This is a genomic window from Streptomyces sp. NBC_01571, from assembly GCF_026339875.1.
In the GTDB taxonomy this organism is placed as follows: Bacteria; Actinomycetota; Actinomycetes; order Streptomycetales; family Streptomycetaceae; genus Streptomyces.
In genome coordinates, this window is the sequence record NZ_JAPEPZ010000003.1 from 68,906 (window position 1) to 95,595 (window position 26,690).

Genomic DNA, 26,690 nt, shown 5'->3' on the forward strand with positions numbered 1-26,690 from the left:
GGGTGAAGGGCTATCGGGGGTATCGGTCTCTTCTCGCTGGGCTCCTGCCGAGGGTCAGCTGCCTGGTGATCTTGCTGTACTCACCGGTCCTACCCGCGGCGTCGTGGAACTTCCGCTGCATCTGGCGTGGTCCGGGCTGCGCGCGTTCGATCTTGGCGACGAGAAGCTGCTTCTGGGCATGTACCGGATCGTTTTGCTCAACGGCAGGTACGAGGACTACACCCGTTACTTGGACGCCGCGCTGCTGGTAGCCCACTGGCCCATCCTGCGCAAGATGCTGGGCCGTGGCGTACGCACCGCCTGGGAGGACCGCTTCACGCAGCTGCGGCCGGCGGCCGCAGCGTGACCCTGTCCGGCCTGCCCGACCATCATCGCCGCCTGCTCTCCGACGCGCTTGCCGCCGGACACCCCTACGGGCTCGCCCTGATGGGCGGCTACGCGGTCCAGGCGCACGGCATCGTGCACCGGCCCAGCCAGGACCTCGACTTCGCCACCGAGCACCCGGCATCCATGCACGAGATCATCGACCAGATCACCCAGTCCCTCAGCAGCCGGGGCTGGCGCATCACCGTCATCGACGTGGCCCCGCTCAAGGCACGATTCCTCGCCACCGACCCAGACACGGAAGCCACCTGCGAAGTGGATCTCCTCAAAGAAGTCCTCTGGCGCCCTCCCGTCATGCTGGACGTCGGACCCGTGCTGGACGACCTCATCGGGACGAAAGTACGCGCTCTGGGAGACCGCGGTCTCGCCCGCGACGCCATCGACGTCCACGCCGCCCGCCACCACTACACCATCCCCCAGCTGGAAAACCTCGCAGCCAGACGCCCAGAAGAATTCGACCTCCAGGAGCTCCACGACCGGCTGGAAAGCCTGGAATGGATCAGTGATGCCGAGTTCGAGGCGTATGGATTGGACTCCGCCGGGATCGCCGAACTACGTCACTGGGCCCAGAAGTGGCTGGAGGATCTCGCACAGCGGCTCGCCGAGCCCTACCAAGAGCCTTTCGACGAGTAGCAATCGCCTCAGCAGCCCGGACCCGCAGCCCGCTCAAAGGCCAGCTGGGGGCGCAATCGCCTGAAAAATTTGCAGTGCGCCGGGGTCATGCGCCGCTGACTTCGCTCTGCGAAATGCCCGCGCTCCCGGCCGGGGACGGCCGGGAGCGTCTCGGTGAGGGAATTATGTGCAGTCAGTGGGCTTTGCGGTAAGCCTCATGGATGCTGGCCGGGACACGACCGCGGTCGTTGACCTCGTAATTGTTGGCTCTGGCCCAGGTCCGGAGCTCCTCAGAGCTCGGCCCGTCGACCGGCGCCTTACGTGCTCTACCGGCTCCGCTCGCCCGACCGGTCTTACGGCCCTTCTCGATGAAGGGGGCAAGTGCCTCGAACAGCTTGTCATAGTTGTCCGAGACCAAGTCGATCTCATAACTCACGCCGTCGAGGGAAAAGGTGTGCGTACGCACCTCGTCAGTTTCTGCGCCCGTGAGGTCATCCGTGTAAACGGTAACAATTTTCTGAGCCATACGGGGATGGTACCGACTTTCCTCCCGGCGTCCAACCCGAACCTTCTGAAGCTGACGGATCCAGACCGGATGCCCTGCAGATGAATCGTAACGAACAGCGTGGAAAGGCCTGAGAGCCGTGGATATGTCGATGGCTAGCTTCGCTGAAGCTCCAGACGCAAAGTACTACCCAGAGCTAGTGGCGTATGGTGGTCTGTCTCAGGCGCTTCGGCGCCTTGAGGAAGACCGTGGTCTCGACCTTGGAGACGTACGACCTGCCTCGGATCGAGGGCTCAGCGTGTATCGCACTGCCGAGGCTGCTTCGAGTCGTGGACTCATCAGAATTAGCACGGTCCTGAACCGGAGAGCCTTTTCAATCTCCATGGACAGTGCCGAGGGTGATTTCGTCTGGGCAAACGGGAGCACGACCACTCTGGGAGACGTTGCAGAAGTTATCGACGCATGGCGGAGCGGTGTACTTCTTGCGCCTCTGCGTGAGTGCTTTCCATTCATCGAGTTTTCCAAAATGGCTGAAGGTTACGAGTGCGGCGCACCTGCGGAAACCGCTTGGGGTATCCTTTTGGCGGATGATAACCGCATCTCTCAAGAGATGCTGGCCGCACTGCGGTCAAACTCTCGCTTGAGTGGCATGTTTCCGTTCTTCTCTCACGACGTCTTGCGGTTGGCTATTGATCCCTTTAAGAGGGATGCTGGTGAGATACGCATCGAACCGCAGGGTAACGGTCGCTTTTCTGTGCAATCATCGTCTGATGGTGAGATTTTGGCTGATGTCGAATTGGCTGATCTCGCCGACACGGCTTCATCGTTTTTCGATTCCCGTGGTGAGCTGCGATCGTAAACCTGCACAGCGCAATTGGTCGCTCGGGAAAACAGTACGGTTGTGGCTGTGCAGTCGCGTCGCCGTCAGAGGGTCCTGATACGTAGAGGTTGCTTGTAGGTCTCCTGCCACACTCCTCGGCTGGGGAAGCGGTGCTGTCGTTGGTCGGGCAGGCTGTGCCCGTCGAAGGGTTCTCGCCGGGGGCAATGCGCGGGTTTGAGGGTGAGATCGACCGCAGGATCGTCGAAGGGCCCAGCGCGACTATCACGGTGCTTGACAGCAACTGAGTGAGGGTCGTCAGCGAGGCGTCCTCCCGTGCAACGCACAGGAGGACGCCTCGCTGTGAGGGTGACACCGAACGGCTGCTGGTGGACGTGACATCCGCGGACGAATTCTGCGTACCCCGTGGCTGCCTGTCTCATGGGCCCGCATTGGATCAGTCCACGTCATTCCGCGTCCACGGAGGAGCGGCGCTCCCATCAGGCTCACGTCCGAATCGGAATTCCTCCCGGTTTCCTCCGAGCGTGAGGGACAGACTGAAGTGTCCAGCGCCAGGGAGCCGCCGGGCCAGGACAGCGATCTAACCTTCGACGGCAAACTGGATTCCGACGGCCGTGTGCCTGGCCGGGTCGCGGGCCAGCAGAACAGTGACCTGCTCGCGCGCCTGAGCCTCCCGTAGCGCGCAGCAGCCCGGCGACTTCGCTTGGATTGTCGAGCATGGCGTGCGCGGCGGGATCAGAGGGCCAGCAGGACGGTGACCTGCTCGTCCGCCCCAGCCCCCGCAGCGCGCTCAGCACATCGCCGACGAGGTACGGATCCCCTTCGTGGGGGCAGGCTCTTTCTTATTTCACGAGTCCTGGATCGCGTCCTTCAATTGCGCTTCTGCCGCTTCGGCTCTCGCCTGACGAGCCTTGTACGCCTCTCGGGCACGGGTCGCCGCGATGACAGCTGTACCGACGACCAACCCACCGCCTACAGCCCCCGCAGTGGCACCCTTCGTGAATGCGGCCTTTTTAATGGTGCCGAGGAGTGCTTCAACACCGCCCGCTTTCTTTGCCGCAGCCGAAAAGACCTCATACGCGCCAAGATTCCCCATAGTTCAGCCTTTCCCTCTCTTCTTGAAGATCGGCACCTCAACGATGGTGGCGTTGGCCTCGGCCGTCATCTCGTCTCGACGCTTCTCCGCAACCCGCTTGCTGTAGGACACCACAGACTGAACCCGTGTGCCGTCCGCGCCGTCCCACTCAACCTTGAAGTTCTCCACCTATCTCCCACTCCTTCAATAGTTGCATGGTGTATTCCAAACTGCTCTCAGGGCTTTCGGCAACCCAGCCGCCTTCCTTAGCCCTTCCGATCCTCAGACCGTAGATCCTCCGCCACTAAAAAACCTCTTGCGTACCAGCCGGGTAGCTCGAAATCGTAGACTCACGGAACCACAAGCGGCGCCGTTCGTCAGCGATCTCAGCCAAGACCTCTTCAATCTTGTCTAGCCAGCCCAACGCCTCTTCATGTCGGTTCATGTACAGCTCGCGCAGTCCCCAACTGCTGTTCCAAGAAACACCGCTGTGGACCGTGCCGCTACCGTCCCAATTGTCAGTCATGAGCCGACCGAGGTACCACATAATCGGGGTCTTGTCACACTTGCTGTTATTGCAGGCCTTGCAGGCAGGGACCAGGTTTGTCAGTTCGTCAGCGCCGCCTTGCGACCAGGGTATGACGTGGTCCATTACTTCGGCCGGGTTGCCGCAATACACACAGTTGCCGCCGTTGGCCTCCAAGACACACAGGTGCTCCCACACGCGGAAGCGCTTGCGCCTTCTCCCGTGCACCCCCTTACTCCTTACCGACGTTGCGATCGTCGCCGTCGATTTCGACGTTGCGCGCGCACCCCACCGGGTCCTCTGAATGGCTCGACGCGCACCACTTCTCAACGGCTTCCATGCAATTCACTATCGCGTTACGGCCTCCGACGGTGGTGTCCGGCATAGCGTCAAAGTGCCTCGCGCAGTCAGGAGACCCGTCATCCCCGTTGATCTTGATGAAGCCGAGCACGCCGATGATGGCGAAGCAGCAGACGAAGAAAATCGTCGAGCGCTTCTTGCCGTAGCGCTCGGTGATCGTTTGCATGTAGCTGTACCCCCCACAGGTTCGCACGTGGCGCGATCATATGTGGCTGAAAGGTGAAAGCGCGGTGGGGCGGCCCGTCGCCGCGGAACCAGCCGGCGTACCGTCGCGGGCCGCGTGCGCGACGTCCTGGCCGGCGTGCGGGCGTAGCGTGCGGGCATGCGCTTTCGCTGGGACTGGGTAGAGCCGGTGATGCCCGTGCCGTACGTACCGACCCTCGGCCCTGTCCACCCCGGCAACCCGCTCCCCGACCTGTTCAACGCTGTGGTGGAGGCCGCCGGGACAGATCGCTTCCTTCCTCACGACAAGGACCGCCGGTGGTCCGACCGGAAGACCGAGCAGGTCCTGGTCGACGCGATCCGCCACGGCCGTCGGCGTACCCTCGTGCCGACACTTGTGGACCGCAGTGCCCGTACGGTCCGCGTCCACGTGTATACGTCCGACCCGGAGGGCATCGCCGCCGCCTCAGACCTCGCCCTGCAGCCGCCCGCGTACACAGCGCGGTCCGGGCCCAGGTCGTATCGTTCCTGGCCCCCGGCCGGCCCGAAGAGCTCGCCAAAGGTGGAATCCGCGTGCAGCTCAGGAACTTCACCGCCGGGCCTGGACCGGCACCCGGACTCCCGGTCCAAGAGTCCCACCGGCTGCCGCCGGGAGCCGGGTTCGGGGAGTTCGCCGACGCGATGGCCGCGGACGGGTTCGAATTCCTGCACGAGCAGATGCAATCCGGGAAGGCCGGCCCGGTCCTCACCGTGGTGCACGAGGGCCGGGTGGCCGGCGCCATCGGTCCGATGGAGACCATGCCCGACGCCACCGGGACCGTTCGCCTCCTACCGCAGTACTTCGGCGTCCTCCCGCAACACCGCGGCCGCGGATACGGGAGGGCCCTGTGGCGCGCAGCGATGAACTGGGGACACGAACACGATGCGGCCTACCAGATCCTCCAGACCACGGTCGGCAGTCCCTCGGACTGGCTCTGCGCGGGAGAAGGCCTGGCGTCGCTCGGAGTCATCCTCCAGACGGAAGCCCGCATCGGGGAACCGTGAGTCCTGCAGAGGCCGCGCTTCGGAAGAGCGCGGCCCCGGGTCCTTCATGCAGCCGGGCATGCACTCTCGCGACGAAGAAATGCAGCAGGCGCGCTGCAGGGCTGGCGGGCCCCCGCACAGGCTGTCGATGCCCTTGACGTAGGACGCGGACCCAGCAGTGCAGATGTCCTTGAACCGTTCCGGGTTCGGTAGAGACTCTAGATTATGGCTGTGACCTGCGGTTTTTGTGTGTTCTGGTAATGGGTGGTTTCGTATTCGGCGGGTGGGACGTGGCCTATCTCACCGTGGAGTCGACGGTGGTTGTACCAGTCGACATACTCAGCGGTGGCCAACTCGACTTCGCTCAGGGCTTTCCAGGGCCGCTGCGGCTTGATGAGCTCGGTTTTGTAGAGCCCGATGGTCGATTCCATCAGGGCGTTGTCGAGGGCGTCCCCGACGGTGCCGATGGACGCGGCGATCTGTTCGGCGGCCAGGTGGGCAGCGAGACGGAAGCTGGTGTACTGGGATCCGGCATCGGAATGGTGGATCAACTCCCGTGCGGTAACAGGGTTTCCGGCCCGGTCGCGCTGCCACAGGCCCACCTCCAGTGCGGACAGCACCAGCGGGGTCTGCTTGTTCGTCGCCGCGGACCAGCCGACGATCCGGCGGGAGAAGGTGTCGACGACGAAGGCGACGTAGACGGTGCCGGACCAGGTGGCCACGTAGGTGAAGTCCGCGACCCATACCCGGTTGGGAGCACTGGCCACGAACTGCCGGCTGAGCCGGTCCGGGGCTCGCTCGGCCTCCCTGTCCGTCACCGTGGTGACGACTTTCTTCCCGCGCACCGCCCCGACCAGGCCCTCGGCCTTCATCAGTCGCTCGACGGTGCACCGGGCTACCTGATGGCCCTGGCGTCTGAGTTCGGCCCAGATCTTGCGGGCTCCGTAGACGCTGTAGTTGTCCTGGTAGATGCTGACGATCAGCGGTGCCAGTTCCGCGTCCCGCAGTGAGCGGGCCGATGGCAGGCGCTTTTTGTGGGCGTAATAGGTGGACGGGTGGATGCTGCAGTCGTGCTCGGTGAGCGTCCTGCAGATCGGCTCGACTCCGCCGAAGCGGTCCCGGTGCTCGTCGATGAACGCTACGAGCGTGTGTGTGGCCGGTCGAGCTCGACCGCGAAGAAACTTGCTGCGGCCTTCAGGATCTCGTTCGCCCGCTTCAGCTCGGCGACCTCTTTCTTGAGGGCCTTGAGCTGGGCGGATTCCTCAGTCGTAGTCCCGGTCCGGGCACCGGCGTCGACCTCAGCCTGACGCACCCAGTTCCGAAGGGACTCCGGCCCGATGTCGAGCTTCGCCCCGATCGAGCGGATCGCCGCAGACTCGGTCTTGTACTGATCACGAGTCTCCAGGACCAGACGCACGGCCCGCTCCTTGAGCTCCTTGGGGTATTGCTTCGCCATAACGGACTCGATCCTTCCAAAAGATCGAGTCTCGATCAAACGCGGAACGGTTCACTCTGGTCTTCACGGACAGTTCTGGCCAGGCGTGGGAGCGGAGCAGCACCGGCAGTCTGTCGCACGTGAAAACAGATGCGCCGTTCGTGGCTCCAGGCAAACCCTCCTCCAAGCGCTGGAAGACCGCTCCTCTCGAGAACTGCGGCACGAGCTGATCTTCAGGCGTCCGCCCGAACTGAACGGCTCCCACCAGCTCGAGACGCCCGGCACCCGCGACGTCTCCCGGCAGGCCAGCACCCTTCTTGCCAGGCTGAGCGCCCAGACCCTCGACGATCTGCGTGACGGTGACCGCGAGTTGCTGGAACGTACAGAGAAGCGGGCACGCGAGCTGGCCTGATACGGCAGGCAGCCCCACCCCCGCTTCGGGCGGGCTGCTCTGTTCGTTGAAGGTTCACATTTCGTCACGGTTTCATCACTGCGCCTCCACAGCTCTTACAAACTTCTCACCTGCACCGTTACGTTCATCCCTCACGGATCTTCCCTGGGGGGACACATGTCGCAGAATCAGCCGCCGCCGTCCGGGCCCGCCTGGGGCCAGGTACCGCCGCCGCCTCCGATGCCGCCGCAGCCGGCCAGCGGCCCGAAGTGGGCGCGGAAGCGGATCGTCATCCCGGCCGCCCTGGTCATCCTGTTCATCGGGGTCGGTATCGGCTCCTCCGGCAACGACCAGAAGAACACCGCGTCTTCGAAGCCGGCACCGCGCGTCACCGTCACCGCGACCGCCGCAGGCGGCAAGGCCACCAGCACCCCGGCGTCAGGCGTCACCACGTCAGCGTCAAAGGACGACAAGCCCCCTGCGGCCGGGCGTAAGGCGGTGCCCACCTTCGTTGGCATGGGACTGCAGTCCGCGCAGGATGCGGCGCAGGAGCAGGGCTTCTACTCGCTGAAGTCGCACGACTCGCTCGGCCGGGACCGTATGCAGATCCTCGACCGCGACTGGAAGGTCTGCTCGCAGAACGTGCAGGCCGGCACGGCGGCCGGCACCGACACGACACTGGACTTCGGTTCGGTGAAGCTCACCGAGACATGCCCGTCGAGAGACGTGAAGGCGCCGTCCACGGCGGGCGGGAAGATTCCGGACTTCACGGGAAGGTCCGTGAAGGCGGCGCGGGCCGCGCTCGACCCGGGCACGTCCTTCACGGTCAAGGACGCTTCCGACGCGAGGCGTTGGATCCTGGTCGAGAGCAACTGGAAGGTGTGCACGCAGTCGCCGGCCACCGGTACTGCTCTCAAGGGGCAGCCTGTGACGCTCGGCGCTGTCAAGTTCGAGGAGACCTGCCCGTAACGGCGAGCCACATCTGTCCGAAGGCCGGGCGGCCGCCGAACGGCGGGAACGGGAAAGGGCGCAGTGGCAGGAGCAGGACGACCCCTGGGACGGCGTGGGCGAGTTCGCCCAGCCGCGAGAACCCGAACCCACCAGACCCCAGGCATCGCGAGCACGGGTGGTACCTGCCGAACGACGACTCGGCGGGCGTCTTCAGGCTGCGAGTAGGCGCCTAGGCACCTTCGAGACTGTGTTCTCCGACCAGCGTGCGCCGGTAGCCGTGGTAAGGCCTTCGACATTGAACCGCGTGGCGGGGGCCAGGCCACGGGCGCGGGCGATGCCGAGAATCAAGGCCATCTCCTCACCGGTACAGCGCGGTTCGACGCTGCCGCCAGACGAGCTGTCGGCGGCAGCGTCGTCAAGAGCCCGCGCCATCCAAGAGTTCGCCGCCATGGTTGCCGAGAGGTTCGCGTTCCTGCGCGCGCAGATGCAGTCCGGGAAGACCGGCCCTCTCCTCACCGTGCTGCACGAGGGCCGGCTGGCCGGCGCCGCCGGACCGATGGAGACCATGCCCGACGCCACCGGGATCGTTTGCCTCCTACCGCAGTACTTCGGCGTGCTCCCTCAGTACCGCGGCGGCGGCAACAGGCGGTCTGTGGCGCGCAGCGATGCACTGGGGAACACGAACATGGTGCGGCCTTCCAGATTCTCCAGACCGCGGTCGACGGTGCGTCGGACTGGCTGTGCGCGGCCGAGAGTCTGGCGTCGCTCGGAGTCATCCGCCAAACAGAAGTCCTCACCGTCGAACCGTGAGACCGCGAGCCTCGTGGCCGTTCGGGCTGTCTTCCGACACTCCGCGACGGCTCGGCTGGACAGATTCGGCGTCTGTAAGCACGAACAAACGTGTCCCGTGACCTCCTATGTCGTCTTGAGGTACTGAACTTGAACTCGTGATGTCGGTCGCATGGAACGGACAGGCTCAACGCTTGCGGTTGGGGCTCCACTCGTAAGCGCTTGGGGTCCTCTCGATGACTTCTCGAGGCCAGGCCAGCCGCACCTGCTCCAGACGCTCGTGGTGCTCGTTGACCCAGTCCCCCTCGGGTCGGATTCCCAACAGTGCCGTGAGACGGTCCGGATCGTCGACCGTGATCGACAGCCAACCATCCTCGTGCATGCGGAGCACGAGGCTCAGACCACGGTCTCCACCGATGCTGGCTTCCCGACCCGGGACCAAATCGCACAGCTTCCGCTGCCAGGCGTCCAGGTCCTGCTGGAAGAGGTAGAGGTTTAGCCGGGCGTCGACGAAGCTCGCGGAGGCGAGCACATCTGCGCGCAGGATGTCGTGGCCGGTCAGCACACCTGGCGTAAAGCGTCCGGTCACGCGCACGATGCACCGGTTCCCCTCCGCATCGGCGAGGTGGATCAGGTCCACCGGGGCAGGCTCCGCCATCTCGTCGCTCGCTTTCGTGCGCTGGTGTGGGCTGCATCCTTGACCTTCCCCTCGTAGCGTAGAGACCGTGACTGCAGGGGAAGTTGAGGGTCATGGCGGGCAAGAGGCGGAAGTTCGACGCGGAGTTCCGTGAGGGGGCTGTGCGGATCGTCGCGGAGACCAGCAAGCCGATCCCACAGGTCGCGAAGGACCTCGGGATCAACGAGACGACGCTGGCCACCTGGGTGTCGAGGGCACGGGCGGCCGGCAAGGCCGGTCCGACGGGTGAGAGCGAGGAACTTGCGCGGTTGCGACGGGAGAATGCCCAGCTCAAGCGGGACAACAAGGAGCTGGTCATGGAGCGTGATGTCCTCAAACGCTGCATGGTCCTGTGGGTGAAGTAGCTGTTGCGGACCCGGCGGCGCTCGTCGGGGTGATCAGCGACCAGAGGACCGATTTCAAGATTCCGCATCGCACCTCCTGTCGAGCCCTGGGGGTGTCGGAGGCGTGGTTCTACAAGTGGCGACGCAGACCGTCCGAGCCGACGAAACGCGAGGTCAGACGGGCACTGCTGGCCGAGCGGATCTCGTACTTCTTCGACCGGTCGGGCCGCACCTACGGCTCGCCGAGGATCACGCTGGACTTGTGGGAGGAGGGCTGGCAGGTATCGCAGAACACCGTCGCCGACATCATGGCCGAGCTCGGCCTGCAGGGCCGCAAGCCACCACGCCGCCGGCGTTCGCTGACCCGTCCCGGGAAGCGGAAGACGGCACGTGACCTGGTGCTGCGCAGGTTCGACGCGATCGCGCCGAACATCTTGTGGTGGGGCGACATGACCGAGATCGACACCGACGAGGGCAAGCTCTACCTCGCGAGCGTGCACGACGCGTTCTCCCGCCGGGCCCTGGGCTATGCGATGGGCGACCGGCACGACACGACGCTGGTCAGCGCCGCCCTGCAGATGGCGATCGCGACCAGAGGCGGCCAAGTGGACGGCGTCATTTTCCACACCGACCGCGGATCGGAGGGTGGATTCAACTGGTCGTCGCAACACTTTGATCTCGGAGGTGTGACGTGGCCACGGCGGACTGGAGTTTGAAGACCAGCGATGTTCCGGAGGGTCGGCGTCGGCAGTGGCGCGCTGATCGTGCATTGCGGCCGGCGAGGCGTTCGCCGGGGCGGCCTGATCCGTCTCGAGTCGTGCAGCGCCAGTTCTGGCGGCTGATCGCGACGGGAGTCACGACGGTGGAGGCGTCGTTGGCCGTCGGCGTGTCGTGGCCGGTGGGTGCGAGGTGGTTTCGTCACGCTGGCGGCATGCCTCCGATCTCGTTGGCCGAGCCCACGGGCCGGTACCTCGCGTTCGAGGAGCGCGAGGAGATCGCGATCCTCAGGGCGATGAACAAGGGCGTGCGCGAGATCGCCCGCGCCCTGGGGCGAGACCCCGGAACGATCTCTCGCGAACTACGCCGCAACGCCGCCACGCGCAGCGGCAAGCACGAGTACCGCGCGACGGTCGCCCAGTGGAAAGCACAGCAGGCCGCCAAGCGCCCGAAGACCGCGAAACTCACAGGCAACGACAGGTTGCGTGAGTACGTGCAGGACCGGCTCGCCGGCAGCGTCCGCCGCCCCGACAACACGATCGTCCCCGGACCCAGGACGCCCGCATGGAAAGGGCTGAACAAGCCGCACCGGCAGGACCGACGATGGGCGACGGCATGGAGCCCGGAGCAGATCTCACACCGTCTCCATGCCGACTTCCCCGATGATGAGTCCATGCGCATCAGCCACGAAGCCATCTACCAGGCACTGTTCATCGAGGGCCGTGGCGCGCTCAAGCGGGAACTGGTCACGTGCCTGCGCACCGGCCGGGCGCTGCGGACTCCCCGTGCACGGTCACAGAACAAACCGCAGGGGCATGTCACCGCGGACGTCATCCTCAGCGAACGGCCCGCCGAGGCCGGGGACCGCGCCGTCCCCGGCCACTGGGAAGGCGATTTGATCATCGGGACGGGTCGCTCCGCGATCGGCACGCTCGTCGAGCGCAGCAGCCGCTCCACGCTCCTCGTGCACCTGCCTCGGCTCGAGGGCTGGGGCGAGAAGCCGCCAGTGAAGAACGGCACCTCACTCGGGGGCTATGGCGCGATCGCGATGAACGCGGCGCTCACGACGTCGATGACGCAGCTGCCCGAGCAACTACGCAAAACCCTCACCTGGGACCGCGGAAAGGAACTCTCCGGCCACGCCCAGTTCGCCATCGATACCGGGACGAAGGTGTTCTTCGCCGATCCCCACTCGCCCTGGCAACGACCGACGAACGAGAACACGAACGGGCTGCTGCGTCAGTACTTCCCGAAGGGCACCGATCTGTCCCGGTGGTCGTCCACGGACCTCGAAGCCGTCGCCATGGCGATCAACAACCGGCCCCGCAAGACCCTCGGCTGGCGGACACCCGCCGAGGTCTTCGAAGAGCAACTACGCTTACTACAACAGCCCGGTGTTGCAACGACCAATTGAACTCGCCGAGTACAACTCCGAGGCATTCAGGCAGCTTTGTGGCAGGTGGGGCGTGGTGCAGTCGATGGGCCGTGTCGGCTCCGCCCTGGACAACGCTGCCGCGGAGTCGTTCCACTCGGTCCTCAAGGTCGAATACGTCCACCGACACCGTTTCGCCACCCGCGCCGAGGCGCGACTGAAGACCGCCACCTGGATCGCGGACTTCTACAACACCAAACGACGCCACAGCGCGGCCAGCGGGCAACCACCCGTCGAGTTCGAACGGATCATCCAACAAGCGCGAGCTCGGCCCGATCAACAAGACCGGGCCGCATAACCAACGTCTCTACGAAATCTGGGGATTGACATCCTCCCCGATCGCCGGACGAGCCACGCGTTCGTTGAGAGAATCACGTGCTCAGGGTCAAGCTGGTGCCGGCAAGGCAGCCGTCGATCACGTCCGGCCGGTACTGGAGCCCCTTGAGCCGATGCTTGACCGCACGGGTGACCTCGCCGAGGTTGGCAGCGGCGAGGTTCCCGATGTCCCGCTTGACCAGAGACCAGACGCCTTCGGTCGGGTTGAGGTCGGGTGCGTAAGTGGGCAACTGGACGACGGTCAACCACTCGGCATTCGCGTCGATGAACTCGCGAAGTGGCTTCGTCAGGTGCATCCGGACGTTGTCCCAGACCAGCACGATCGGGCCGCCGAGCTGGATGCGGGCCCGCACGATCAGGTCGCGGAAGTCGCGCCAGCCGAAGCCCTTCGGCTGGTCCTTGCGCCCGGTATATTCCCGGACCGCGTAGAACAACCGGGACCGTTCACCAGGCTTGTAGCAGGTCATGCCCACCATCGACACCCGTCCGGAGCCCCGGCCGCGCACCCGCACCACCGGTGTGCAGCCCCGACGCCCCCAAGTCCTGGCGCGCGGCGGAGTCAGTGACTGGCTCTGTCAAGATTTCCGTGACGGGGTGACAGAGTGTGGTTTGGGTCAGGTCAGGAGGACCCGTTTGCGTAGTAGTGGGAAACCGGCTCGTCCATACATCTGTCGTTTCAGCATCTTGATCCGGTTGACGTGGCCTTCGACAGGGCCGGAACTCCAGGGCAGCGTGAGGCCCGCAGTGACAGCATGGTGATCACGTCGGAGGCCGTCGGCGAAGGCGTGCAGCGCGGGAAGATCATCGGCGTGAACGGCGTCTGTCCATGCCGGCAGTCTGTGGCCCCCGAGGTCGCAGACCATCCGCGCGAAGGCATGCACGTGGTTGCGGACAGCAGTGAGCTCCGGGCATCGGCTGAGTACTTCGCCCAGCTAACGTTCCTCGTCGTCGCGCAGGTGCTGGGGGTTCCACATGATCCAGTTAGTGACCTGCTGCGGCTTGAGTACGGGGGGTGTGTCAACTTAACGGCTGATCTTGGTTTTTGAATTATCGCTGGTCGGTGGGGGTCAGGCGGCCGTCGAAGGCGATCTGGAAGGCGTTCAGGGGTGCCTTCCAGCGCATCGTCCAGCGGCGCCGGCCCTTGCCGGTCGGGTCCAGGCTCATCAGTGCCATGTAGACGCACTTCAATGCGGCGGCCTCCGAGGGGAAGTGGCCGCGGGCTCGAACCGCCTTGCGGATCCGGGCGTTCACACTCTCAATCGCGTTCGTGCTGCAGATGACCTTGCGGATCTCGACATCGAAGGACAAGAAGGGCACCATCTCGGCCCAGGCGTCGGACCACAGCTTGATCACGGCCGGATACTTGGTGCCCCACCTCTCGGAGAACTCCAAGAACCGTTCGGTCGCGGCCGCCTCGCTGGGAGCGGTGTAGACGGGTTTGAGGTCCTTGGCGACCTTGCCCCAGTCCTGGCGGGCGCAGTACCGGATGCTGTTGCGAATCAAGTGAACAATGCACGTTTGGACGACCGTGCGGGGCCAGACCGTCTCGACTGCGTCCGGCAGGCCCTACGGCCCGTCGCAGACGAGCATCAAGACATCTTCAACTCCGCGATTCTTCAGCTCGGTGAAGACCTGGAGCCAGTGCTTGGCGCCCTCGCCGCCGTCACCGGCCCAGATCCCGAGAATGTCCCGGGTGCCCTCGACCGTGACGGCCATCGCAACGTAGATGGGCCGGTTGGCGACCTTGCCATCGCGGATCTTGGTTCTGTCGACGATCTTGTGATCCGGACGGTTGAGCGAGTTACGCCGACTGTTCGCGATCATGAATTGCATGGTCTCGTGATGTGCTCTCGGAGCTGTTCCCGCATCTGTCCGCGCTGCTGATCGAGGAGGTCGAGCGACGGCCGGACAAGGTGGTACTGAGGACGCGAGTGCGGTCGACGACGGTTGCCTGCCGGTGCGGTCATAGCTCGTCGCGGGTGCACGGCCGATACATACGCAAGCTGCGGGACGTCGCCGTGTGCGGTCTCGGTGTCGTGATCGAGTTATGTGTACGCCGCTTCCGGTGCGAGAACACCGCCTGCACGGCGGTGACGTTCGCCGAACAGATCGCAGGACTGACCACCCCGCACAGCCGCTGCACCCCTCTGCTGCGCCAGCTGTTGACGCAGATCGGGCTGGCCCTGGCCGGCCGGGCAGGAGCCCGCCTGGCGGCCGCGGCCGGCATCGCCGTCGGCAAGGACATTCTCCTGCGGCTGGTTAGGGCCCTGCCCGAACCGGAGATCGGCGACGTGGAGGTACTCGGTGTCGACGACTTCGCCTTCCGCAAGGGCCGCCACTACGGCACGGTATTGATCGACATGGCCACCCATCGACCGCTGCACCTCTATGACGGCCGCGACGGCGAGGATCTGGCTGCCTGGCTCCAAGACCACCCCGAGGTGAAGGTGATCTGCCGCGACCGCTCGAGCGGTTACGCAGAGGGCGCACGGGCCGGGGCACCGCAGGCCGAGCAGGTCGCCGACCGCTACCACCTGTGGGCCAACCTCGGCCAGGCAGTCGAGAAGACGGTCAACGCCTATCACTCCCGCCTTGCCGAACCGCCTCCTGGGCAGGAAGACGCACCCGACTACCCGGAAACGGAGCCCGAGGTGGTCCAGCCACCGAAAGAGCTGAAGATCGTGACCCGGCTGCGGGAGCAGCATGCCGCCGCTCACGAGCTCTGGGAACAGGGGATGTCGAAGGCGGCGATCGGCCGGAAACTCGGGCTGCACCAGGCCACCGTCCGCAAGCTGGTGGGCGCCCGCTCCGCTGACGATGTCGTGGCCAAGAGCCTGCAGCGGGCGCACATCATCGACCCGTACATCGACTACCTGCACCGGCGCTGGAACGAAGGCGTCAGAAACGCCACACAGCTCTACCGCGAGATCCGACAACTTGGCTATTCCGGAGGCGAGTTGGCAGTCCAACGTCACCTGCGGCGCTACCGAACCGGGCGCGGACACGCGCCTGCCACGGGCCCCAAGCCTCCATCGGTCCGTGAGGTCACCTCCTGGATCATGACCCACCCCGAGCACCTGCGGGACAAGGACGCCGACAACCTGCACCGTCTGCGCGAGCGCGACCCCGAGCTGGACCAGCTCACCGGTCATGTCAGGAAGTTCGCCGCGATGATGACCGGACGCCACGGCGACCGCCTCGAGGACTGGATCGCCGCTGTCGAACAGGACAGCCTGGCTCCGCTCACAGGCTTCGCTCGCAACCTCCGCCGCGACTTCGACGCCGTCCGCAACGGGCTGTCCCTGCCCCACAGCTCCGGCGCAGTTGAGGGCAACATCAACCGGCTGAAGATGCTCAAGCGCCAGATGTTCGGCCGGGCCAGCCTCGATCTCCTTCGCAAACGCGTCCTGCTCGCACGATGAGCAGAACCGTCCGGATCACAAGATCGTCGACAGAACCCGAATCTTCACGTTGATGGCGTCCACGAAGACGACCGGGTAGACGCGATCCAGCGGGCGGGCCTGCCATTCCGCCATGCCCTCCATCACCTTGTCCGTGATCGTGGTGATGGTCTGCTTGGACACCTCTGCCCCGTACACCTCGGCCAGATGAGCCGATATCTCCCCGTGCGTGAGGCCCTTCGCGGACAGGGAAAGCACCATCTCGTCCACGCCCGTCAGACGGCGCTGCCGCTTGCGGACGATCTGCGGTTCGAAGGTGCCGGCGGTGTCGCGGGGCACCTTCACCTCGACCAGGCCGACGTCGGTCAGCACCGTCTTGAAGCGGGTGCCGTTCCGGCTGTTGCCGCTGTTCCTGCCTGCCGCGTCGTGCTTGTCGTAGCCGACGTGATCGGTGATCTCACCCTCCAGGGCGGACTCGAGTACCCGCTTGGTCAGCTGCTGCAGTAGCCCGCCCTCCCCGGTCAGCTGGAGCCCGTCGGAGCGGGCTCGGTCGACCAGCATCGCGATCAACTGCTCGTCCGAGACCGCCTCCGCGGCCGACTCGACGACCGGCTCCTCCGCGGCCTCGTGCTCCGTGATGGTCTCGCTCATCAGGCGTCTCCTTGATCATCGGATCCGCCGTCTATTGGACACTCCCGTACCGCCGACGGCCGCGCGGCCCCATTTCCTTCTTCGGCTCCCCGAACCATCGGCGGCGAACGCGTCTCGTCCCCGGCGGTGCCGCCGGTACGGCCGAGAGATCTGAAACCAATACCGGGAATCAGGCGGCGACGGGCTCCTGCTCGCGGTCCGGCGTTTTGACCTTGGACTTCTTGTTCGGCAGTGAGAGCCGGAAGACCTTCTGCCACGCGGAGGCCACCTGCTTGGGCAGCGGGCCGGTGACGTACTCCAGCTCGTACTTTTCGAACAGCGCGCGCACCTTCACTGCGACCTCGGCGTACCGGTTGCTCGGCAGGTCCGGGAACAGGTGGTGCTCGATCTGGTGCGACAGGTTGCCGGTCATGAAGTGCATGGCCCTGCTGCCGCTGATGTTCGCCGAGCCCATCATCTGGCGCAGGTACCACTGGCCGCGCGTCTCGCCCTTGATCGACCGGCGCTCGAAGACCTGCACGCCCTCGGGGAAGTGCCCGCACATGATCACCGAGTGGGACCAGATGTTGCGGACCAGGTTCGCGGTGAACGTGGCGGCGAGCGTGGTGAGGAACGACGGGCCCGACAGCAGCGGGTGGATCACGTAGTCCTTGAGCACCTGCTTGCGGATCTTGCGGCCCACGGCCTTGGCCCGCGCGCGGAACTCCGGGTGTTTGCGGCGGCGCTTGTGCAGGTTCTTGCCGAGCTCCAGGTCGTACGCTGCGATGCCGTACTCGAAGAAGCAGGCGTTGATGAAGTTCCACAGCGGCTGGCCGAGGTGGAACGGGTGCCACTTCTGGTCCTCGTCGACGCGCATGATGCCGTAGCCGAGGTCGTTGTCCTTGCCGATCACGTTGGTGTACGTGTGGTGCAGCTCGTTGTGCGAGTGCTTCCACTGCTCGGACGGCGAGACGTGATCCCACTCCCAGGTGGTGGAGTGAATCTTCGGGTCTCGCATCCAGTCCCACTGGCCGTGCAGGACGTTGTGGCCGATCTCCATGTTGTCCATGATCTTCGCCACGGACAGACCGGCGGTGCCGAGCAGCCACGCGGGCGGGAAGATCGAGAACAGCAGAACGCCTCTGCTGACCAGCTCGAGCTTGCGCTGCGCCGAGATGACCTTACGGATGTAGGCGGCGTCTTTCTCGCCGCGGCTGGCGATCACCTCGTCGCGGATCGCGTCCAGCTCGCGGCCAAGCTCCTCGATATGCTCCGCGGTCAGGTGGGCGGTGGGGTCGATGGCGGTCAAGGTGCTCCTACCGTTCGATGTCGCAGGGGCCCGCCGCGGCGGACACGCAGGTCTGGATGAGGACGCCCGGCTCGGCCCCGGTGATCTCGCCGGTGCGCAGGTCGCGGACGGCGCCCGCCTTCAGCGGCGTGATGCAGCCGAAGCAGATGCCCATGCGGCACCCGGAGGGCATGAGCACGCCGGCCTCCTCACCGATGTCCAGCAACGGCGTGGCGCCGTCCGCGTCGACGCTCTTGCCGGTGACGCTGAACGTGACCTCGCCGCCGTCACCGGCGACGACGATGCTGGGGCGGAAGCGTTCGGTGTGCAGGCGCTCTTGTACGCCGTGCTCGGTCCAGTGCTCTTCGGCGGCGTCGAGCAGGCCCGCGGGCCCGCAAGCCCAGGTCTCGCGCTCTGCCCAGTCGGGCACGAGTTCGTCGAGATGGGCGATGTCGAGCATGCCGTCTGTGTCGGTGTGCACCTCGGTGAGCCGCAGCTTCTTGTCCGCAACCAGGTCGTGCAGTTCGTTGCGGAAGATCACGTCTTGCGGCTGTGGCGCGCAGTGGACCATGACGACGTCGGCGAACTCGATGTCGCGCAGCATGCCCATCACGGGCGTGATGCCGCTGCCGGCCGTCAGGTAGAGCACCTTGGCGGGCTTGGCCTGCGGCAGCACGAAGTCACCGGTCGGCTGGTCGAGCTGGATCAGCGTGCCCGGATTCGCCCTGCGGACAAGGTGGTTGCTGACCTTGCCGCCCGGGATCGCCTTCACGGTGATCGTGACGCGGCCGTCTTGGCGGCTTGTCGGCGAGGTGATGGAGTAGGCACGCCACAGGCGCACCCCGTCGACGTCGACCCCGATCCGCACGTACTGACCGGCCGTGTGGCCGCGCCAGCCCCGTCCCGGCCTGATCACGACAGTCGCGGCGTCACGCGTCTCGGGGTGCACGGCCTCGATACGCCCACGCAGGTCAGCGCCCGCACGCAACGGGCTGACCAGGTCGAGGTAGTCCGACGGCAGCAGCGGCGTCGTGACCATCTCCAGCAGTTTCCACGCCCTGCTGCGGAGGGCTGCACTCGTCATGACTCCAGCTTGCTGCGCCTCAAGGCGTAAAGTCCTGACCGCAGGACGTAAATCTGGTCGACTGAATTGTTCGCAGGGAACAAAACGTGAGCCATGCAATCCGGAAGGCCAGCGAACTGGCCCTGGATGAGACGACGGTCACCGCACTTCGGGCCGCGCTGAAGACCACCGCCGACGAGGTCGTCCAGGCGATCATCGACGAGGTCCCTTCCTACGCCAACGCCCTTTCGGGCCACATGGGCGTCACCATCCGCCGAGCCGTCCGTACCGCCCTGGGGCACTACCTGGACCTCGCGAGCGGGAACGCCACAGGCGGTGACGCCGGTGACGCAGCCTACGAGTTGGGCCGCGGCGAGGTGCGCGACGGCCGTTCGATGGACGCCCTGCTCAGCGCCTACCGCGTCGGCGCCCGCGTGGCCTGGCGATGCCTGGCAGCGGGTGCCGTACCCGCAGGTCTGCCCGCCGCCGAGGTCGCCAAGTTCGCCGAGCTGACCTTCGCCTACATCGACGAGCTCTCCGCCGCGAGCGCCGCGGGCCACGCCGACGAACTGGCCGCCCGGGGAAGGGCCCACGAGCGCCGCCTGGAACACCTGGCCCGCGACCTCCTCGCCGGCGCGAGCCCGGACGTGCTGCTGGCCTCTGTTCAACGGGCCGGGTGGCAGCCTCCGGTTTCGCTGACCGCGGTCCTGCTGCCCGCCGCCCAGGCCCGGCCGGCCTACCGCGCGCTCGACCCGAGCACCCTCGTCCTCGACGATCTGCCGGATGCCACCGGTCTGTTGCTCGTCCCCGATGCCGACCGATCACATCTCTTGCGGCAGCTGACCGACCGCACCGCCGTGGTCGGCCCGGCCCGGCCATGGACTCGTGCGTCCGCCTCGTACGCACGAGCCGTACGAGCGCGCTCCCTCTCCTCTGATATTCGCGACACCGAGGACCACCTGCCTGAGCTGGTGCTGAGCGCCGATGCGGACGCGTTCGCAGACCTGCGTGCCCGAGCCCTCGCACCGTTGCGGACCTTGCCTGTCGCGACCGCACGGCGGCTGGAGGAAACGTTGCGGGCGTGGCTGCTGCACCGGGGCAGGCGGGACGAGGTGGCGGCGGCGTTGTTCGTCCATCCCCAGACAGTCCGGTACCGGATGTCGCAGCTGCGGGAGCTGTTTCCGGATCTCGCATCGCCACACCGGGTCCTTGAACTGACGCTGGCGGTCGGTCTTCGGGTCAGCTGACGCGTACTTCGACCGTCCACGACCGCGTCCGCGAGCGGTCCAGGAATCGTGCCTCGTTCTCGGTGAGCGCGCGTGGTGTGGGCTCTGGGGTGGCCCCACCACAGCTCACACCGGGGCGGTCACTCTGCCCCCGTCCGGTCGTTGCGCAGTGTCTCGCCGGACTGGCTGCGCAGGGACTACGCAGTGCTGTGACCACCGCCACCGGTGGCTACACCTCGGCCGCTGCCTTCGGGGACGGCTTCAGAGCGGCAATGGCGGTGGCGGCCGGCCTCGGCGTCGCCGCAACGCTGGAGGGCACCTTGCTCCCGCCGCCGCGGCGACCGGCTCTGCGCGCCCTGACGGGAGCACCGGCGAGGCAGACCGGATGGACATCTCGTAAGCGGCGGCCACAAGGAGGCGGTTCAACAGATGCCGAAGAGGCTCGGTCGAGCCCCATCAAAACTGTCCGAGAATCTGCGGGGCCGGCCGCCGGAAAAGGCGGCGTTGACATCTCCCCCAACTGAAGCAGGGGGAAGCGGCGACGCCGTTGCATCAAGAAGCCGCCGTAGCCGAGACCGCGCGCCGCCATGTCCAACACCAGCAGCTCCAGCGCCTCGTAGTCCCTCGTCGTTTCCATCGCCGCAGACGAGTCGCACGAAAATCCGGCCGGAGCCCGCGCCATGCGTCCCAGCGGTGGTCTGCCGGGGCGTCCCGGCAGGCCTCGTGTTCGGAAGTCTCGCCGACCGTGAAGCTCAAGTCCCAGTGCGCCGAACGCACTCTGCCCGCACCGCGTTTCCACCGAGTTCCGGCTACTTGATGCGGGCCCCGAATTCCGCCTTCGTGTAGGGCGCGCCGAGCGTCTTCCCGCCGAAGACGAATGCCGCGTCGGGGACGATCCCGGTCGGGCGGCCGCGGAGTTCCCAGACCGCGCCGTTGCTCTTGTCCTCGTTCCACGCGGCGCAGGACAGGTCGGCGTAGCCGTTGCCGTTGATGTCGAGCAGTTGGACGGAGCTGCCGAAGCGGTCTGAGGCCTCGGCTGCGCCGGGTATGCCGGGGCTGTCCTGGGTGATGGCCTGGGCGCCGGTGCCCGTCAGGCCGGAGCGGCTGCCGCGCAGGACGGTGACGACACCGGCCTCCTGCCGACCGGTCTCGCCGAGGCTCTCGCCGGGCGCGCCGACGGCGACGTCGTCGAGGCCGTCGCCGGTGATGTCCCCGACGGCCACCGAGGCCCCGAAGGCGTCGCTCTCCTCGTAGGCGCCGGGAACGCCGGGGGTGTCCTGCGTGAACGTCTTCCAGGTCTCCGAGTGGCCGATTCCGGAGGCCGAGCCGTAGGCGACCTCGATCTCGTCCATCGCCTCGCGTCCGGCGACGATGTCGTCGTACCCGTCGCCGTTGACGTCGCCCAGCGCGACGGCGCGCCCGCCGCCGGGAGCGGCGGTGCCGCTGTAGACAAGGCCCTCGGGCGAGCCGAGGAAGAACTTCGATCCGAAGTTGCCGTCGCCGCCGTATCCGTCGACGACGAGGTCGTCGCGGCCGTCGCCGTTGACGTCCCCGCTCGCGCCGCTCGACACCTCGATGCCGCGCAGCTTCTCGGGGTCGAGCGTGGTCGTGCGGGCCGGGGTGCCCGAGCGGCTGAACGGGCCGTGCCAGACGGTGCCGATGGAGTCGCCGGGGTCGTCACCGCCGCCGGCTCCGGTGATCCTGAACGGCGCCAGGTCGAGCCTGCCGTCGCCGTCGAAGTCGCCGGACGCGACAGTCCCGCCGCTCCCGCCGGGCAGCGACGTGCCCCCGGACAGGCCATGGTGCCCGCCCCAGACGATGACCGGGCCGACGACCAGATCCGCGTAGCCGTCTCCGTCGAGGTCACCCTTGGCCGACGGCGTTCCGAAGTACTTGTTCTTGGCAGGGCTGCCCGGGATGCCCGTGGTGGCTCGGCTGATGACGGCCCGTCTGCTCGCGGACAGGCCGTGCGGACCGCCGTACATCACCGCCACATAGCCGGCCCCGCTCTTCCCGTCGACGGTGGCGTGGCTCGCGGCGACGGCAAGGTCCCGGTAGCCGTCGCCATTGAAGTCGTCGCCTACGGGCGCGGCGGGCACGGCCGCCGCGCCCAGCGACCCGACTCCCAGGGCGATCAGGCCCACTGCGAGCGGTCCTGCCAAACGGACGTACGAACGTACGGAAAACATCAGGACACCTTCCCGTTACGGTGGCATGGTCACCGCACGAGACCGCTCGGTGCGCACATTGGTTGTACGCGGTCACAGGCGCATGCATCCGGCGGTGCCAAGACGGCCCTGTGTCAGGGTTCCCCATGCCCTTCGATCACCACGACCACTACCACCTGTCGATCGGCCCTGGCGGTCACGTGTGGCAGGGCCGGCCGGGCTTCGGCCTCACCAGCAATCGACGCCGACGAGGATGAGCTGCCCCGAGTTTCGTAGAGTCCGATCTTGGTGGTTCAGGCGGACTGCGGGATGTGCTTCCTGGCTCCGGCAGAAGGCTTGCTCCTACTCGGCGGGCGGTACGTAGTCGAGTGCGGAGTGGAGGCGTTCTTCGTGGCTTTGTGTGTGATTGTGCTGCTCAACGGCCGTCTGCCGGCGGCCAGTTCAAGGCTCCCTTTACGGCCCGGCTGGGGGCCGGGGTGGGGTGTCCTTGCCGGGGCGGCCGAAGAGGGCTTTGAAAAGTCCTATAGGGGGTTGTGCGGTTGCGTTGACGTCACGGCAGGATGCGCAGTTGCGGCCGTCCGGCGGCGAGGCGGAAGGATCGTCAATGCCCAGCCCCCCGAGCGGGCCGCCGCAGGTCTGACAGGGCGGGAGCGCGGGTTCGGGCTGCGCGGGCACGCGCGGCCGGTCCCAGCCCTCGTCGGCAGCCGGCGCAGTTGCGGCCGTCCGGCGGCGGGGCGGAAGGATGGCCGCGACCGGTTCCTGCGGCTGGCACTCAGGGCGAGCCCGCTGTGTCGACGAATGCCTTGGTGGCGTCGGTGATGAAGTCGCGGCTGTCTGCGGGCTCGAGGGCCCGGGCCTGGAGGTGGGCGTGCATCACGCTGTAGTACTGCACGTCGGAGGGTTTCTCCAGGTAGAGGTCGCTGGTGAACCGTTCCAGGTGCACCACTCCTGTCTGGGCGCTGTCGGCGAACCCCAGGATGGAGAACTGTCCTGGCAGACCCGGGTGGGCGCCTGCCGTGTAGGGGAGGACCTGCACGCTGATATGCGGCTCTGTGCCGAGTGCCTTCAGGTGCTCCAGTTGTTCACGCATGATCTCAGGGCTGCCGACAACGCGGTGCAGTACCGATTCGTCCAGGACGACCCACAGGCGCAACGGGCGGCCCGGGTCGTAGATCCGGTGCTGCCGGCGCATCCGTACCTTGAGACGTGCGGCAGCCTGTTCGACGCTGATCTCGGGGAGGGCTTCCTCGATGACCGCCTGGGCGTACGCCGGGGTCTGCAGCAGGCCGGGGATCACCATGGGCTCGTAGGCGTGGAGGGAGGCGGCGTCTGTCTCCAGGCCGATGTAGACGCTGTTCGGGATGTCGCCGTAGGCATGCCACCAGCCACACTCGCCGAATTCCCTGGCCATCTCCATCAGCGAATCGATGACCTGGGGATCCGTCACTCCGTAGAGCACGCACAGGTCGCGCACATCGCGGGGGCTGATGGCGCGCTCGCCGTTCTCCAGACGGCTGATCTTGGGCTGGGAGACCATGAGCCACTCGGCGACTTCCGTGCTCTTCAGCCCGCTGTCCATGCGCAGCCGCCGCAGCTCAGCCCCAAGACGGCGCCTCCTGATGGTGGGATTGTTCTTTGCCGCCACGCGCGATGCCTCCGGTTCCAAGTCACTGTGATGGAACGCAGGTTGCCATGCGACAACCGTCGTTGATCACGGGCCATGCCGTCGTGATCGTAGGCAGCCGGAACGGACTCTTCCGTTGGCAATTGCCAACGTCCAGCGGTGCGAGAGCCCTCTCCGCACAGTGGAACCGGCACTCGCCACCACACCCGTGAACATGGCGCCACCTCCGGGATTTCCGCCCGAGACGGAAAGGCTGGAGAGCGCCGCAAAGGTCTCGAGCCAGCCGGGTTCGATGTGGTCCAGGAGGCGTGGAAGGCCGCGTCAGCCTGGTCCCAGTCGCCGTCGGCCAGGGGTGCGAGGACCAGGCCGAAGGAGGCGGGACGCTTCTGTCCGGGCCCGGGCCCGGACCTCGGCCATGCCCAGGTCGCGGAAGACGGTGGTGAGAAGGCGTGTCCACTCGCTCAGCACGTCGCGCATGACGGTTCCGTACCGCTCAGGGTGGAGCAGGTCGGCGGTCAGAGTAATTGTCAAATGTTGTGGACCTGGGCGATGTCCCTCCCCTCGTAGCGTGGAGTCCTTGATTGCAGGGGAAGTTGGGGTTCATGGGGTCCAAGCAACGGACGTACACGCCTGAGTTTCGTGAGGGTGCTGTACGCATTGTGATCGAGACGGGCAGGCCGATCCCGGAGGTCGCCGAGGAGCTCGGTGTGCATTCCGGCACGCTGCACAGCTGGGTGTCGCGGTGGCGGCGCAACGGGTCGGCGTCGTCCGACCAGCCTGCCGAGCCCGCACCGGGCGGGCGGCTGCGCGAAGCCGAGCGGGCCGAGCTGGAGCGGCTGCGGCGGGATGCGGCGGAGAAGAACAAGCGGATCCGCGAGCTGGAGATGGAGCGTGATGTCCTCAAGCGATGCATGGTCCTCTGGGTGAAGTGACCGAAACGGACCCGGCCGCCCTGGCCGCGTTCATCGGTAACCAGAGGACCGAGCACCACGTCCCGCACCGCCTGGCCTGCCGGGTTCTGGGAGTGTCGGAGTCCTGGTTCTACAAGTGGCGCGGCAAGCCCACCACCGCTCGTGAAGTGCGGCGAGGACAGCTGGCCGACGCGATCCGGCAGATCTTCGAGAACTCCGGCGGCACCTACGGTTCTCCGAAGGTCTGGCTCCTCCTGATCCGCGCCGGCTGGCGCGTCTCGGTGAACACCGTCGCGCGTCTCATGGCCGAACTCGGCCTGGCCGGACGGAGGATCCGCCGACGGGGCGGGCTGACCCGCCCCGGGAAACGGCCCGCGTTCGCGGACTTTGTCCGCCGCGACTTCACCGCCGACGCTCCAGACCAGGTGTGGTGCGGCGACATGACAGAGATCGCCACCGGTGAGGGCAAGCTGTATCTGGCCACCGTCATCGACCTGTTCTCACACCGCCTGCTCGGTTACGCGATGGGTGCACGTCACGACGCAGAACTCGTCGTTGCGTCCTTGAACATGGCCGCGGCCACCCGTGGCGGCGACGTCAAGGGCGTCATCTTCCACAGCGACAGGGGCAGCGAATATGTGTCCCGGCGCTTCCGCCGGGCCTGCCGCCGTCTGGGCGTGACGCAGTCCATGGGCCGGGTCGGCTCGTGTTTCGACAACGCCGTCAGCGAGGCGTTCAACAGCGTACTCAAGGTCGAGTACGTCCACCGGCACACCTTCGCCACCCGCACCGAGGCCCGCCTGAGAATCGCGACCTGGATCACCGGCTTCTACAACACGCACCGACTACACAGTGTCTGCGGTTACCGGAGTCCGATCGACTACGAACACGACCACCGAGCCAACTCCGCCTCGGAGCTGGCCGCTTAGAAGATCTCCACAGTCCGAGGGGATTGACACCATGCCGGCAGCATGGAGCTGGTAGGAGGCCAGGACTCGAGCGTCCAACGCGCCATTTGCCCTGACCTCGATTCCCGCCTTCCGCGCCCATTGGCGAGCCGCCTGGGTCAGCTCCCGATCCACCCGGCCTCGCGGGAGGGCACGGGATGCATCTTGTCGGCATCCGCAGCTCTTGGTGTTCCCGCGAGTGACGTCGGCCTGTGGGAACCCGGTGACGACCGTCTTGCACCTGCACTGGTAGTCCCGCAATGCAGATCAGGGTGTCGTGCCAGATCAGGCGCAGCTGTATGGGGCCGGCGCCGTAGCGGATGGCGTTGGTAACCAGCTCGCTGACTACGAGTTCCGCGAGGAATGTCGCTTCCGGCAGCCCCCAGCGAGCCAGTTGCAGCGAGGCCAGATCGCGCGCGGGCGACCTCGGAGAGGTCCTCCAATAGCTCCCAGGCGACGGTGTGCCTGTGGTCCAGGGCCCGGGTGCGAGCGATGACGAGGGCTATGTCGTCGCGGGTGCGGTCGTCGACCAGTAGGTCCAGTACGTGGTCGCAGGCTTCCTGCAGCGTGGGCTTCGGCTCGGAGAGGACTTCGAGCAGGCGCTCGAGGCCTTCGTCCAAGCCGTGGCGGGGAGATTCAACGAGGCCGTCGGTGTACAGAGCGAGCAGACTGCCCTCCGGCAGGTGGATCTCGGCGGTCTCGAAGGGCAGGCCGCCCACGCCCAGCGGGGGGCCTGCCGGGATGTCGAGGAAGCGGGCGTCCTCCGGTATCGCCGATCTGGCCCCTGGGGAGCCTTCCGGAGGAACCGGTCGATACGGGGAGGCCGCCAAGGGACACGATGGGGCGGGCCGTCACCTTGGAGCCGGCCGGCACACC

General features: G+C 66.4%; 29 protein-coding genes and 4 pseudogenes. 16 read left to right on the forward strand and 17 right to left on the reverse strand.

Features of this window, described 5'->3' with window-relative positions; all coding sequences use genetic code 11:
- Positions 1-103: 103 nt before the first annotated feature.
- Together OHB41_RS48310 and OHB41_RS48315 are read left to right on the forward strand one after the other, a co-directional pair.
- Entirely contained in the window at positions 104-346 is a 243-nt protein-coding gene (locus tag OHB41_RS48310; RefSeq protein WP_266708552.1) for a hypothetical protein, read from the forward strand.
- The gene (locus tag OHB41_RS48315) at positions 343-1,017 is read left to right on the forward strand and encodes a nucleotidyl transferase AbiEii/AbiGii toxin family protein (RefSeq protein ID WP_526025114.1); all 675 of its coding nucleotides are present in this window, start codon (positions 343-345) and stop codon (positions 1,015-1,017) included. Before OHB41_RS48310 ends, OHB41_RS48315 begins: the two co-directional genes overlap by 4 nt.
- A gap of 172 nt (positions 1,018-1,189) precedes the next feature.
- On the opposite strand, the gene OHB41_RS48320 is transcribed toward OHB41_RS48315, so the two are convergent.
- Positions 1,190-1,522 (reverse strand): histone-like nucleoid-structuring protein Lsr2, encoded by a 333-nt coding sequence (locus OHB41_RS48320; protein ID WP_266708554.1) that lies wholly within the window; start codon positions 1,520-1,522, stop codon positions 1,190-1,192.
- A 361-nt stretch (positions 1,523-1,883) separates the two neighbouring features.
- Between OHB41_RS48320 and OHB41_RS48325 the strand changes: the two genes are divergently transcribed.
- Entirely contained in the window at positions 1,884-2,360 is a 477-nt protein-coding gene (locus tag OHB41_RS48325) for a hypothetical protein (protein ID WP_266708556.1), read from the forward strand.
- 826 nt (positions 2,361-3,186) lie between these two features.
- Here OHB41_RS48325 and OHB41_RS48330 read toward each other — a convergent pair.
- The 4 genes from OHB41_RS48330 to OHB41_RS48345 all read right to left on the reverse strand — a co-directional run bounded on the left by OHB41_RS48330 (position 3,187) and on the right by OHB41_RS48345 (position 4,466).
- On the reverse strand, positions 3,187-3,435 hold the full coding sequence (locus tag OHB41_RS48330; RefSeq protein ID WP_266708558.1) for a hypothetical protein: 249 nt from the start codon (positions 3,433-3,435) through the stop codon (positions 3,187-3,189).
- Positions 3,436-3,438: 3 nt separating this feature from the next.
- On the reverse strand, positions 3,439-3,603 hold the full coding sequence (locus OHB41_RS48335) for a DUF8636 domain-containing protein (RefSeq protein WP_266708560.1): 165 nt from the start codon (positions 3,601-3,603) through the stop codon (positions 3,439-3,441).
- A gap of 115 nt (positions 3,604-3,718) precedes the next feature.
- On the reverse strand, positions 3,719-4,168 hold the full coding sequence (locus tag OHB41_RS48340) for an HNH endonuclease (RefSeq protein ID WP_266708562.1): 450 nt from the start codon (positions 4,166-4,168) through the stop codon (positions 3,719-3,721).
- 4 nt (positions 4,169-4,172) lie between these two features.
- The gene (locus OHB41_RS48345) at positions 4,173-4,466 is read right to left on the reverse strand and encodes a hypothetical protein (protein ID WP_266708564.1); all 294 of its coding nucleotides are present in this window, start codon (positions 4,464-4,466) and stop codon (positions 4,173-4,175) included.
- A gap of 569 nt (positions 4,467-5,035) precedes the next feature.
- Here OHB41_RS48345 and OHB41_RS52205 point away from each other — a divergent pair.
- Positions 5,036-5,506 carry a GNAT family N-acetyltransferase gene (locus OHB41_RS52205; protein WP_323138634.1) on the forward strand — a complete coding sequence of 157 codons (471 nt, stop codon included), beginning with the start codon at positions 5,036-5,038 and terminating at the stop codon, positions 5,504-5,506.
- Positions 5,507-5,703: 197 nt separating this feature from the next.
- On the opposite strand, the gene OHB41_RS48355 is transcribed toward OHB41_RS52205, so the two are convergent.
- Positions 5,704-6,941, reverse strand: a protein-coding gene (locus tag OHB41_RS48355) for an IS3 family transposase (protein WP_266708566.1) whose coding sequence is annotated in 2 segments (ribosomal slippage) — positions 5,704-6,668 and positions 6,668-6,941 — 1,239 coding nt in all. Because the reading frame shifts where the segments join, the coding sequence is not laid out codon by codon here.
- A gap of 85 nt (positions 6,942-7,026) precedes the next feature.
- Here OHB41_RS48355 and OHB41_RS48360 point away from each other — a divergent pair.
- Complete coding sequence (locus OHB41_RS48360) at positions 7,027-7,332, forward strand: hypothetical protein (RefSeq protein ID WP_266708568.1); 306 nt, start codon at positions 7,027-7,029, stop codon at positions 7,330-7,332.
- Between the two features lie 167 nt (positions 7,333-7,499).
- Here OHB41_RS48360 and OHB41_RS48365 read toward each other — a convergent pair whose 3' ends face one another.
- On the reverse strand, positions 7,500-7,760 hold the full coding sequence (locus OHB41_RS48365; RefSeq protein ID WP_266708862.1) for a hypothetical protein: 261 nt from the start codon (positions 7,758-7,760) through the stop codon (positions 7,500-7,502).
- Positions 7,761-7,827: 67 nt separating this feature from the next.
- On the opposite strand from OHB41_RS48365, the gene OHB41_RS48370 reads away from it, so the two are divergent.
- Both OHB41_RS48370 and OHB41_RS48375 read left to right on the forward strand, forming a co-directional pair.
- Positions 7,828-8,280 carry a PASTA domain-containing protein gene (locus tag OHB41_RS48370; protein ID WP_526025115.1) on the forward strand — a complete coding sequence of 151 codons (453 nt, stop codon included), beginning with the start codon at positions 7,828-7,830 and terminating at the stop codon, positions 8,278-8,280.
- 229 nt (positions 8,281-8,509) lie between these two features.
- Positions 8,510-9,199, forward strand: coding sequence for a hypothetical protein (locus OHB41_RS48375; protein ID WP_266708570.1), 690 nt, complete (start codon positions 8,510-8,512; stop codon positions 9,197-9,199).
- A 39-nt stretch (positions 9,200-9,238) separates the two neighbouring features.
- On the opposite strand, the gene OHB41_RS48380 is transcribed toward OHB41_RS48375, so the two are convergent.
- Complete coding sequence (locus tag OHB41_RS48380; RefSeq protein WP_266708572.1) at positions 9,239-9,691, reverse strand: DUF5959 family protein; 453 nt, start codon at positions 9,689-9,691, stop codon at positions 9,239-9,241.
- 110 nt (positions 9,692-9,801) lie between these two features.
- Here OHB41_RS48380 and OHB41_RS48385 point away from each other — a divergent pair, with 110 nt between their 5' ends.
- Genes OHB41_RS48385 through OHB41_RS48400 form a run of 4 tightly spaced genes read left to right on the forward strand, consistent with a single transcriptional unit; the run spans position 9,802 to position 12,518 of the window.
- On the forward strand, positions 9,802-10,092 hold the full coding sequence (locus tag OHB41_RS48385; protein WP_266708574.1) for a transposase: 291 nt from the start codon (positions 9,802-9,804) through the stop codon (positions 10,090-10,092).
- Positions 10,080-10,787, forward strand: a complete 708-nt coding sequence (locus tag OHB41_RS48390) for an IS3 family transposase (protein ID WP_266708576.1) — start codon at positions 10,080-10,082, stop codon at positions 10,785-10,787. Before OHB41_RS48385 ends, OHB41_RS48390 begins: the two co-directional genes overlap by 13 nt.
- Positions 10,784-12,202, forward strand: a complete 1,419-nt coding sequence (locus OHB41_RS48395; RefSeq protein WP_526025121.1) for an IS30 family transposase — start codon at positions 10,784-10,786, stop codon at positions 12,200-12,202. Before OHB41_RS48390 ends, OHB41_RS48395 begins: the two co-directional genes overlap by 4 nt.
- Positions 12,183-12,518: an integrase core domain-containing protein gene (locus OHB41_RS48400; protein WP_266708579.1), complete on the forward strand. Its 336-nt coding sequence runs from the start codon at positions 12,183-12,185 to the stop codon at positions 12,516-12,518. The genes OHB41_RS48395 and OHB41_RS48400 overlap by 20 nt, the downstream gene beginning before the upstream one ends.
- A gap of 73 nt (positions 12,519-12,591) precedes the next feature.
- On the opposite strand, the pseudogene OHB41_RS48405 reads toward OHB41_RS48400, so the two are convergent.
- Together OHB41_RS48405 and OHB41_RS48410 are read right to left on the reverse strand one after the other, a co-directional pair.
- Positions 12,592-13,125: pseudogene (locus OHB41_RS48405) on the reverse strand (transposase); the annotation flags it as partial.
- A gap of 45 nt (positions 13,126-13,170) precedes the next feature.
- Positions 13,171-13,350 (reverse strand): annotated as a pseudogene (locus OHB41_RS48410) (ISL3 family transposase); the annotation flags it as partial.
- Here OHB41_RS48410 and OHB41_RS48415 point away from each other — a divergent pair.
- Positions 13,309-13,602, forward strand: a complete 294-nt coding sequence (locus OHB41_RS48415; RefSeq protein ID WP_266708864.1) for a hypothetical protein — start codon at positions 13,309-13,311, stop codon at positions 13,600-13,602. The pseudogene OHB41_RS48410 and the gene OHB41_RS48415 overlap by 42 nt on opposite strands.
- 1 nt (position 13,603) lies before the next feature.
- On the opposite strand, the pseudogene OHB41_RS48420 reads toward OHB41_RS48415, so the two are convergent.
- A pseudogene (locus OHB41_RS48420) lies at positions 13,604-14,317 on the reverse strand (IS256 family transposase); the annotation flags it as partial.
- Between the two features lie 170 nt (positions 14,318-14,487).
- Between OHB41_RS48420 and OHB41_RS48425 the strand changes: the two are divergent.
- On the forward strand, positions 14,488-15,978 hold the full coding sequence (locus OHB41_RS48425; protein WP_526025122.1) for an ISL3 family transposase: 1,491 nt from the start codon (positions 14,488-14,490) through the stop codon (positions 15,976-15,978).
- Positions 15,979-16,014: 36 nt separating this feature from the next.
- On the opposite strand, the pseudogene OHB41_RS48430 reads toward OHB41_RS48425, so the two are convergent.
- The 3 genes and pseudogenes from OHB41_RS48430 to OHB41_RS48440 form a co-directional block, all read right to left on the reverse strand.
- A pseudogene (locus OHB41_RS48430) lies at positions 16,015-16,518 on the reverse strand (transposase); the annotation flags it as partial.
- A 259-nt stretch (positions 16,519-16,777) separates the two neighbouring features.
- On the reverse strand, positions 16,778-17,896 hold the full coding sequence (locus OHB41_RS48435; RefSeq protein WP_266708583.1) for a fatty acid desaturase family protein: 1,119 nt from the start codon (positions 17,894-17,896) through the stop codon (positions 16,778-16,780).
- A 7-nt stretch (positions 17,897-17,903) separates the two neighbouring features.
- Positions 17,904-18,959, reverse strand: coding sequence for a ferredoxin reductase (locus OHB41_RS48440; protein WP_266708585.1), 1,056 nt, complete (start codon positions 18,957-18,959; stop codon positions 17,904-17,906).
- A gap of 86 nt (positions 18,960-19,045) precedes the next feature.
- Between OHB41_RS48440 and OHB41_RS48445 the strand changes: the two genes are divergently transcribed.
- On the forward strand, positions 19,046-20,185 hold the full coding sequence (locus OHB41_RS48445) for a PucR family transcriptional regulator (RefSeq protein ID WP_266708587.1): 1,140 nt from the start codon (positions 19,046-19,048) through the stop codon (positions 20,183-20,185).
- Positions 20,186-20,973: 788 nt separating this feature from the next.
- Here OHB41_RS48445 and OHB41_RS48450 read toward each other — a convergent pair.
- Both OHB41_RS48450 and OHB41_RS48455 read right to left on the reverse strand, forming a co-directional pair.
- Positions 20,974-22,353: an FG-GAP and VCBS repeat-containing protein gene (locus OHB41_RS48450; protein WP_266708589.1), complete on the reverse strand. Its 1,380-nt coding sequence runs from the start codon at positions 22,351-22,353 to the stop codon at positions 20,974-20,976.
- A gap of 751 nt (positions 22,354-23,104) precedes the next feature.
- Positions 23,105-23,977 carry a helix-turn-helix domain-containing protein gene (locus tag OHB41_RS48455; RefSeq protein ID WP_266708591.1) on the reverse strand — a complete coding sequence of 291 codons (873 nt, stop codon included), beginning with the start codon at positions 23,975-23,977 and terminating at the stop codon, positions 23,105-23,107.
- Positions 23,978-24,558: 581 nt separating this feature from the next.
- Between OHB41_RS48455 and OHB41_RS48460 the strand changes: the two genes are divergently transcribed.
- Together OHB41_RS48460 and OHB41_RS48465 are read left to right on the forward strand one after the other, a co-directional pair.
- Complete coding sequence (locus OHB41_RS48460; RefSeq protein ID WP_123972376.1) at positions 24,559-24,888, forward strand: transposase; 330 nt, start codon at positions 24,559-24,561, stop codon at positions 24,886-24,888.
- The gene (locus tag OHB41_RS48465; protein ID WP_266708596.1) at positions 24,885-25,796 is read left to right on the forward strand and encodes an IS3 family transposase; all 912 of its coding nucleotides are present in this window, start codon (positions 24,885-24,887) and stop codon (positions 25,794-25,796) included. Before OHB41_RS48460 ends, OHB41_RS48465 begins: the two co-directional genes overlap by 4 nt.
- Before the next feature lie 137 nt (positions 25,797-25,933).
- On the opposite strand, the gene OHB41_RS48470 is transcribed toward OHB41_RS48465, so the two are convergent.
- Positions 25,934-26,644 carry a PP2C family protein-serine/threonine phosphatase gene (locus OHB41_RS48470; protein WP_526025116.1) on the reverse strand — a complete coding sequence of 237 codons (711 nt, stop codon included), beginning with the start codon at positions 26,642-26,644 and terminating at the stop codon, positions 25,934-25,936.
- Positions 26,645-26,690: the final 46 nt, after the last annotated feature.

Excerpts from the sequence above, each read along its gene's own strand:
- OHB41_RS48345 (WP_266708564.1), bottom strand. The coding sequence starts at position 4,466 with ATGCAAACGATCACCGAGCGCTACGGCAAGAAGCGCTCGACGATTTTC.
- OHB41_RS48460 (WP_123972376.1), top strand. The coding sequence starts at position 24,559 with ATGGGGTCCAAGCAACGGACGTACACGCCTGAGTTTCGTGAGGGTGCT.
- OHB41_RS48450 (WP_266708589.1), bottom strand. The coding sequence starts at position 22,353 with ATGTTTTCCGTACGTTCGTACGTCCGTTTGGCAGGACCGCTCGCAGTG.
- OHB41_RS48415 (WP_266708864.1), top strand. The coding sequence starts at position 13,309 with ATGGTGATCACGTCGGAGGCCGTCGGCGAAGGCGTGCAGCGCGGGAAG.
- OHB41_RS48370 (WP_526025115.1), top strand. The coding sequence starts at position 7,828 with ATGGGACTGCAGTCCGCGCAGGATGCGGCGCAGGAGCAGGGCTTCTAC.
- OHB41_RS48320 (WP_266708554.1), bottom strand. The coding sequence starts at position 1,522 with ATGGCTCAGAAAATTGTTACCGTTTACACGGATGACCTCACGGGCGCA.
- OHB41_RS48385 (WP_266708574.1), top strand. The coding sequence starts at position 9,802 with ATGGCGGGCAAGAGGCGGAAGTTCGACGCGGAGTTCCGTGAGGGGGCT.
- OHB41_RS48325 (WP_266708556.1), top strand. The coding sequence starts at position 1,884 with ATGGACAGTGCCGAGGGTGATTTCGTCTGGGCAAACGGGAGCACGACC.
- OHB41_RS48440 (WP_266708585.1), bottom strand. The coding sequence starts at position 18,959 with ATGACGAGTGCAGCCCTCCGCAGCAGGGCGTGGAAACTGCTGGAGATG.
- OHB41_RS48330 (WP_266708558.1), bottom strand. The coding sequence starts at position 3,435 with ATGGGGAATCTTGGCGCGTATGAGGTCTTTTCGGCTGCGGCAAAGAAA.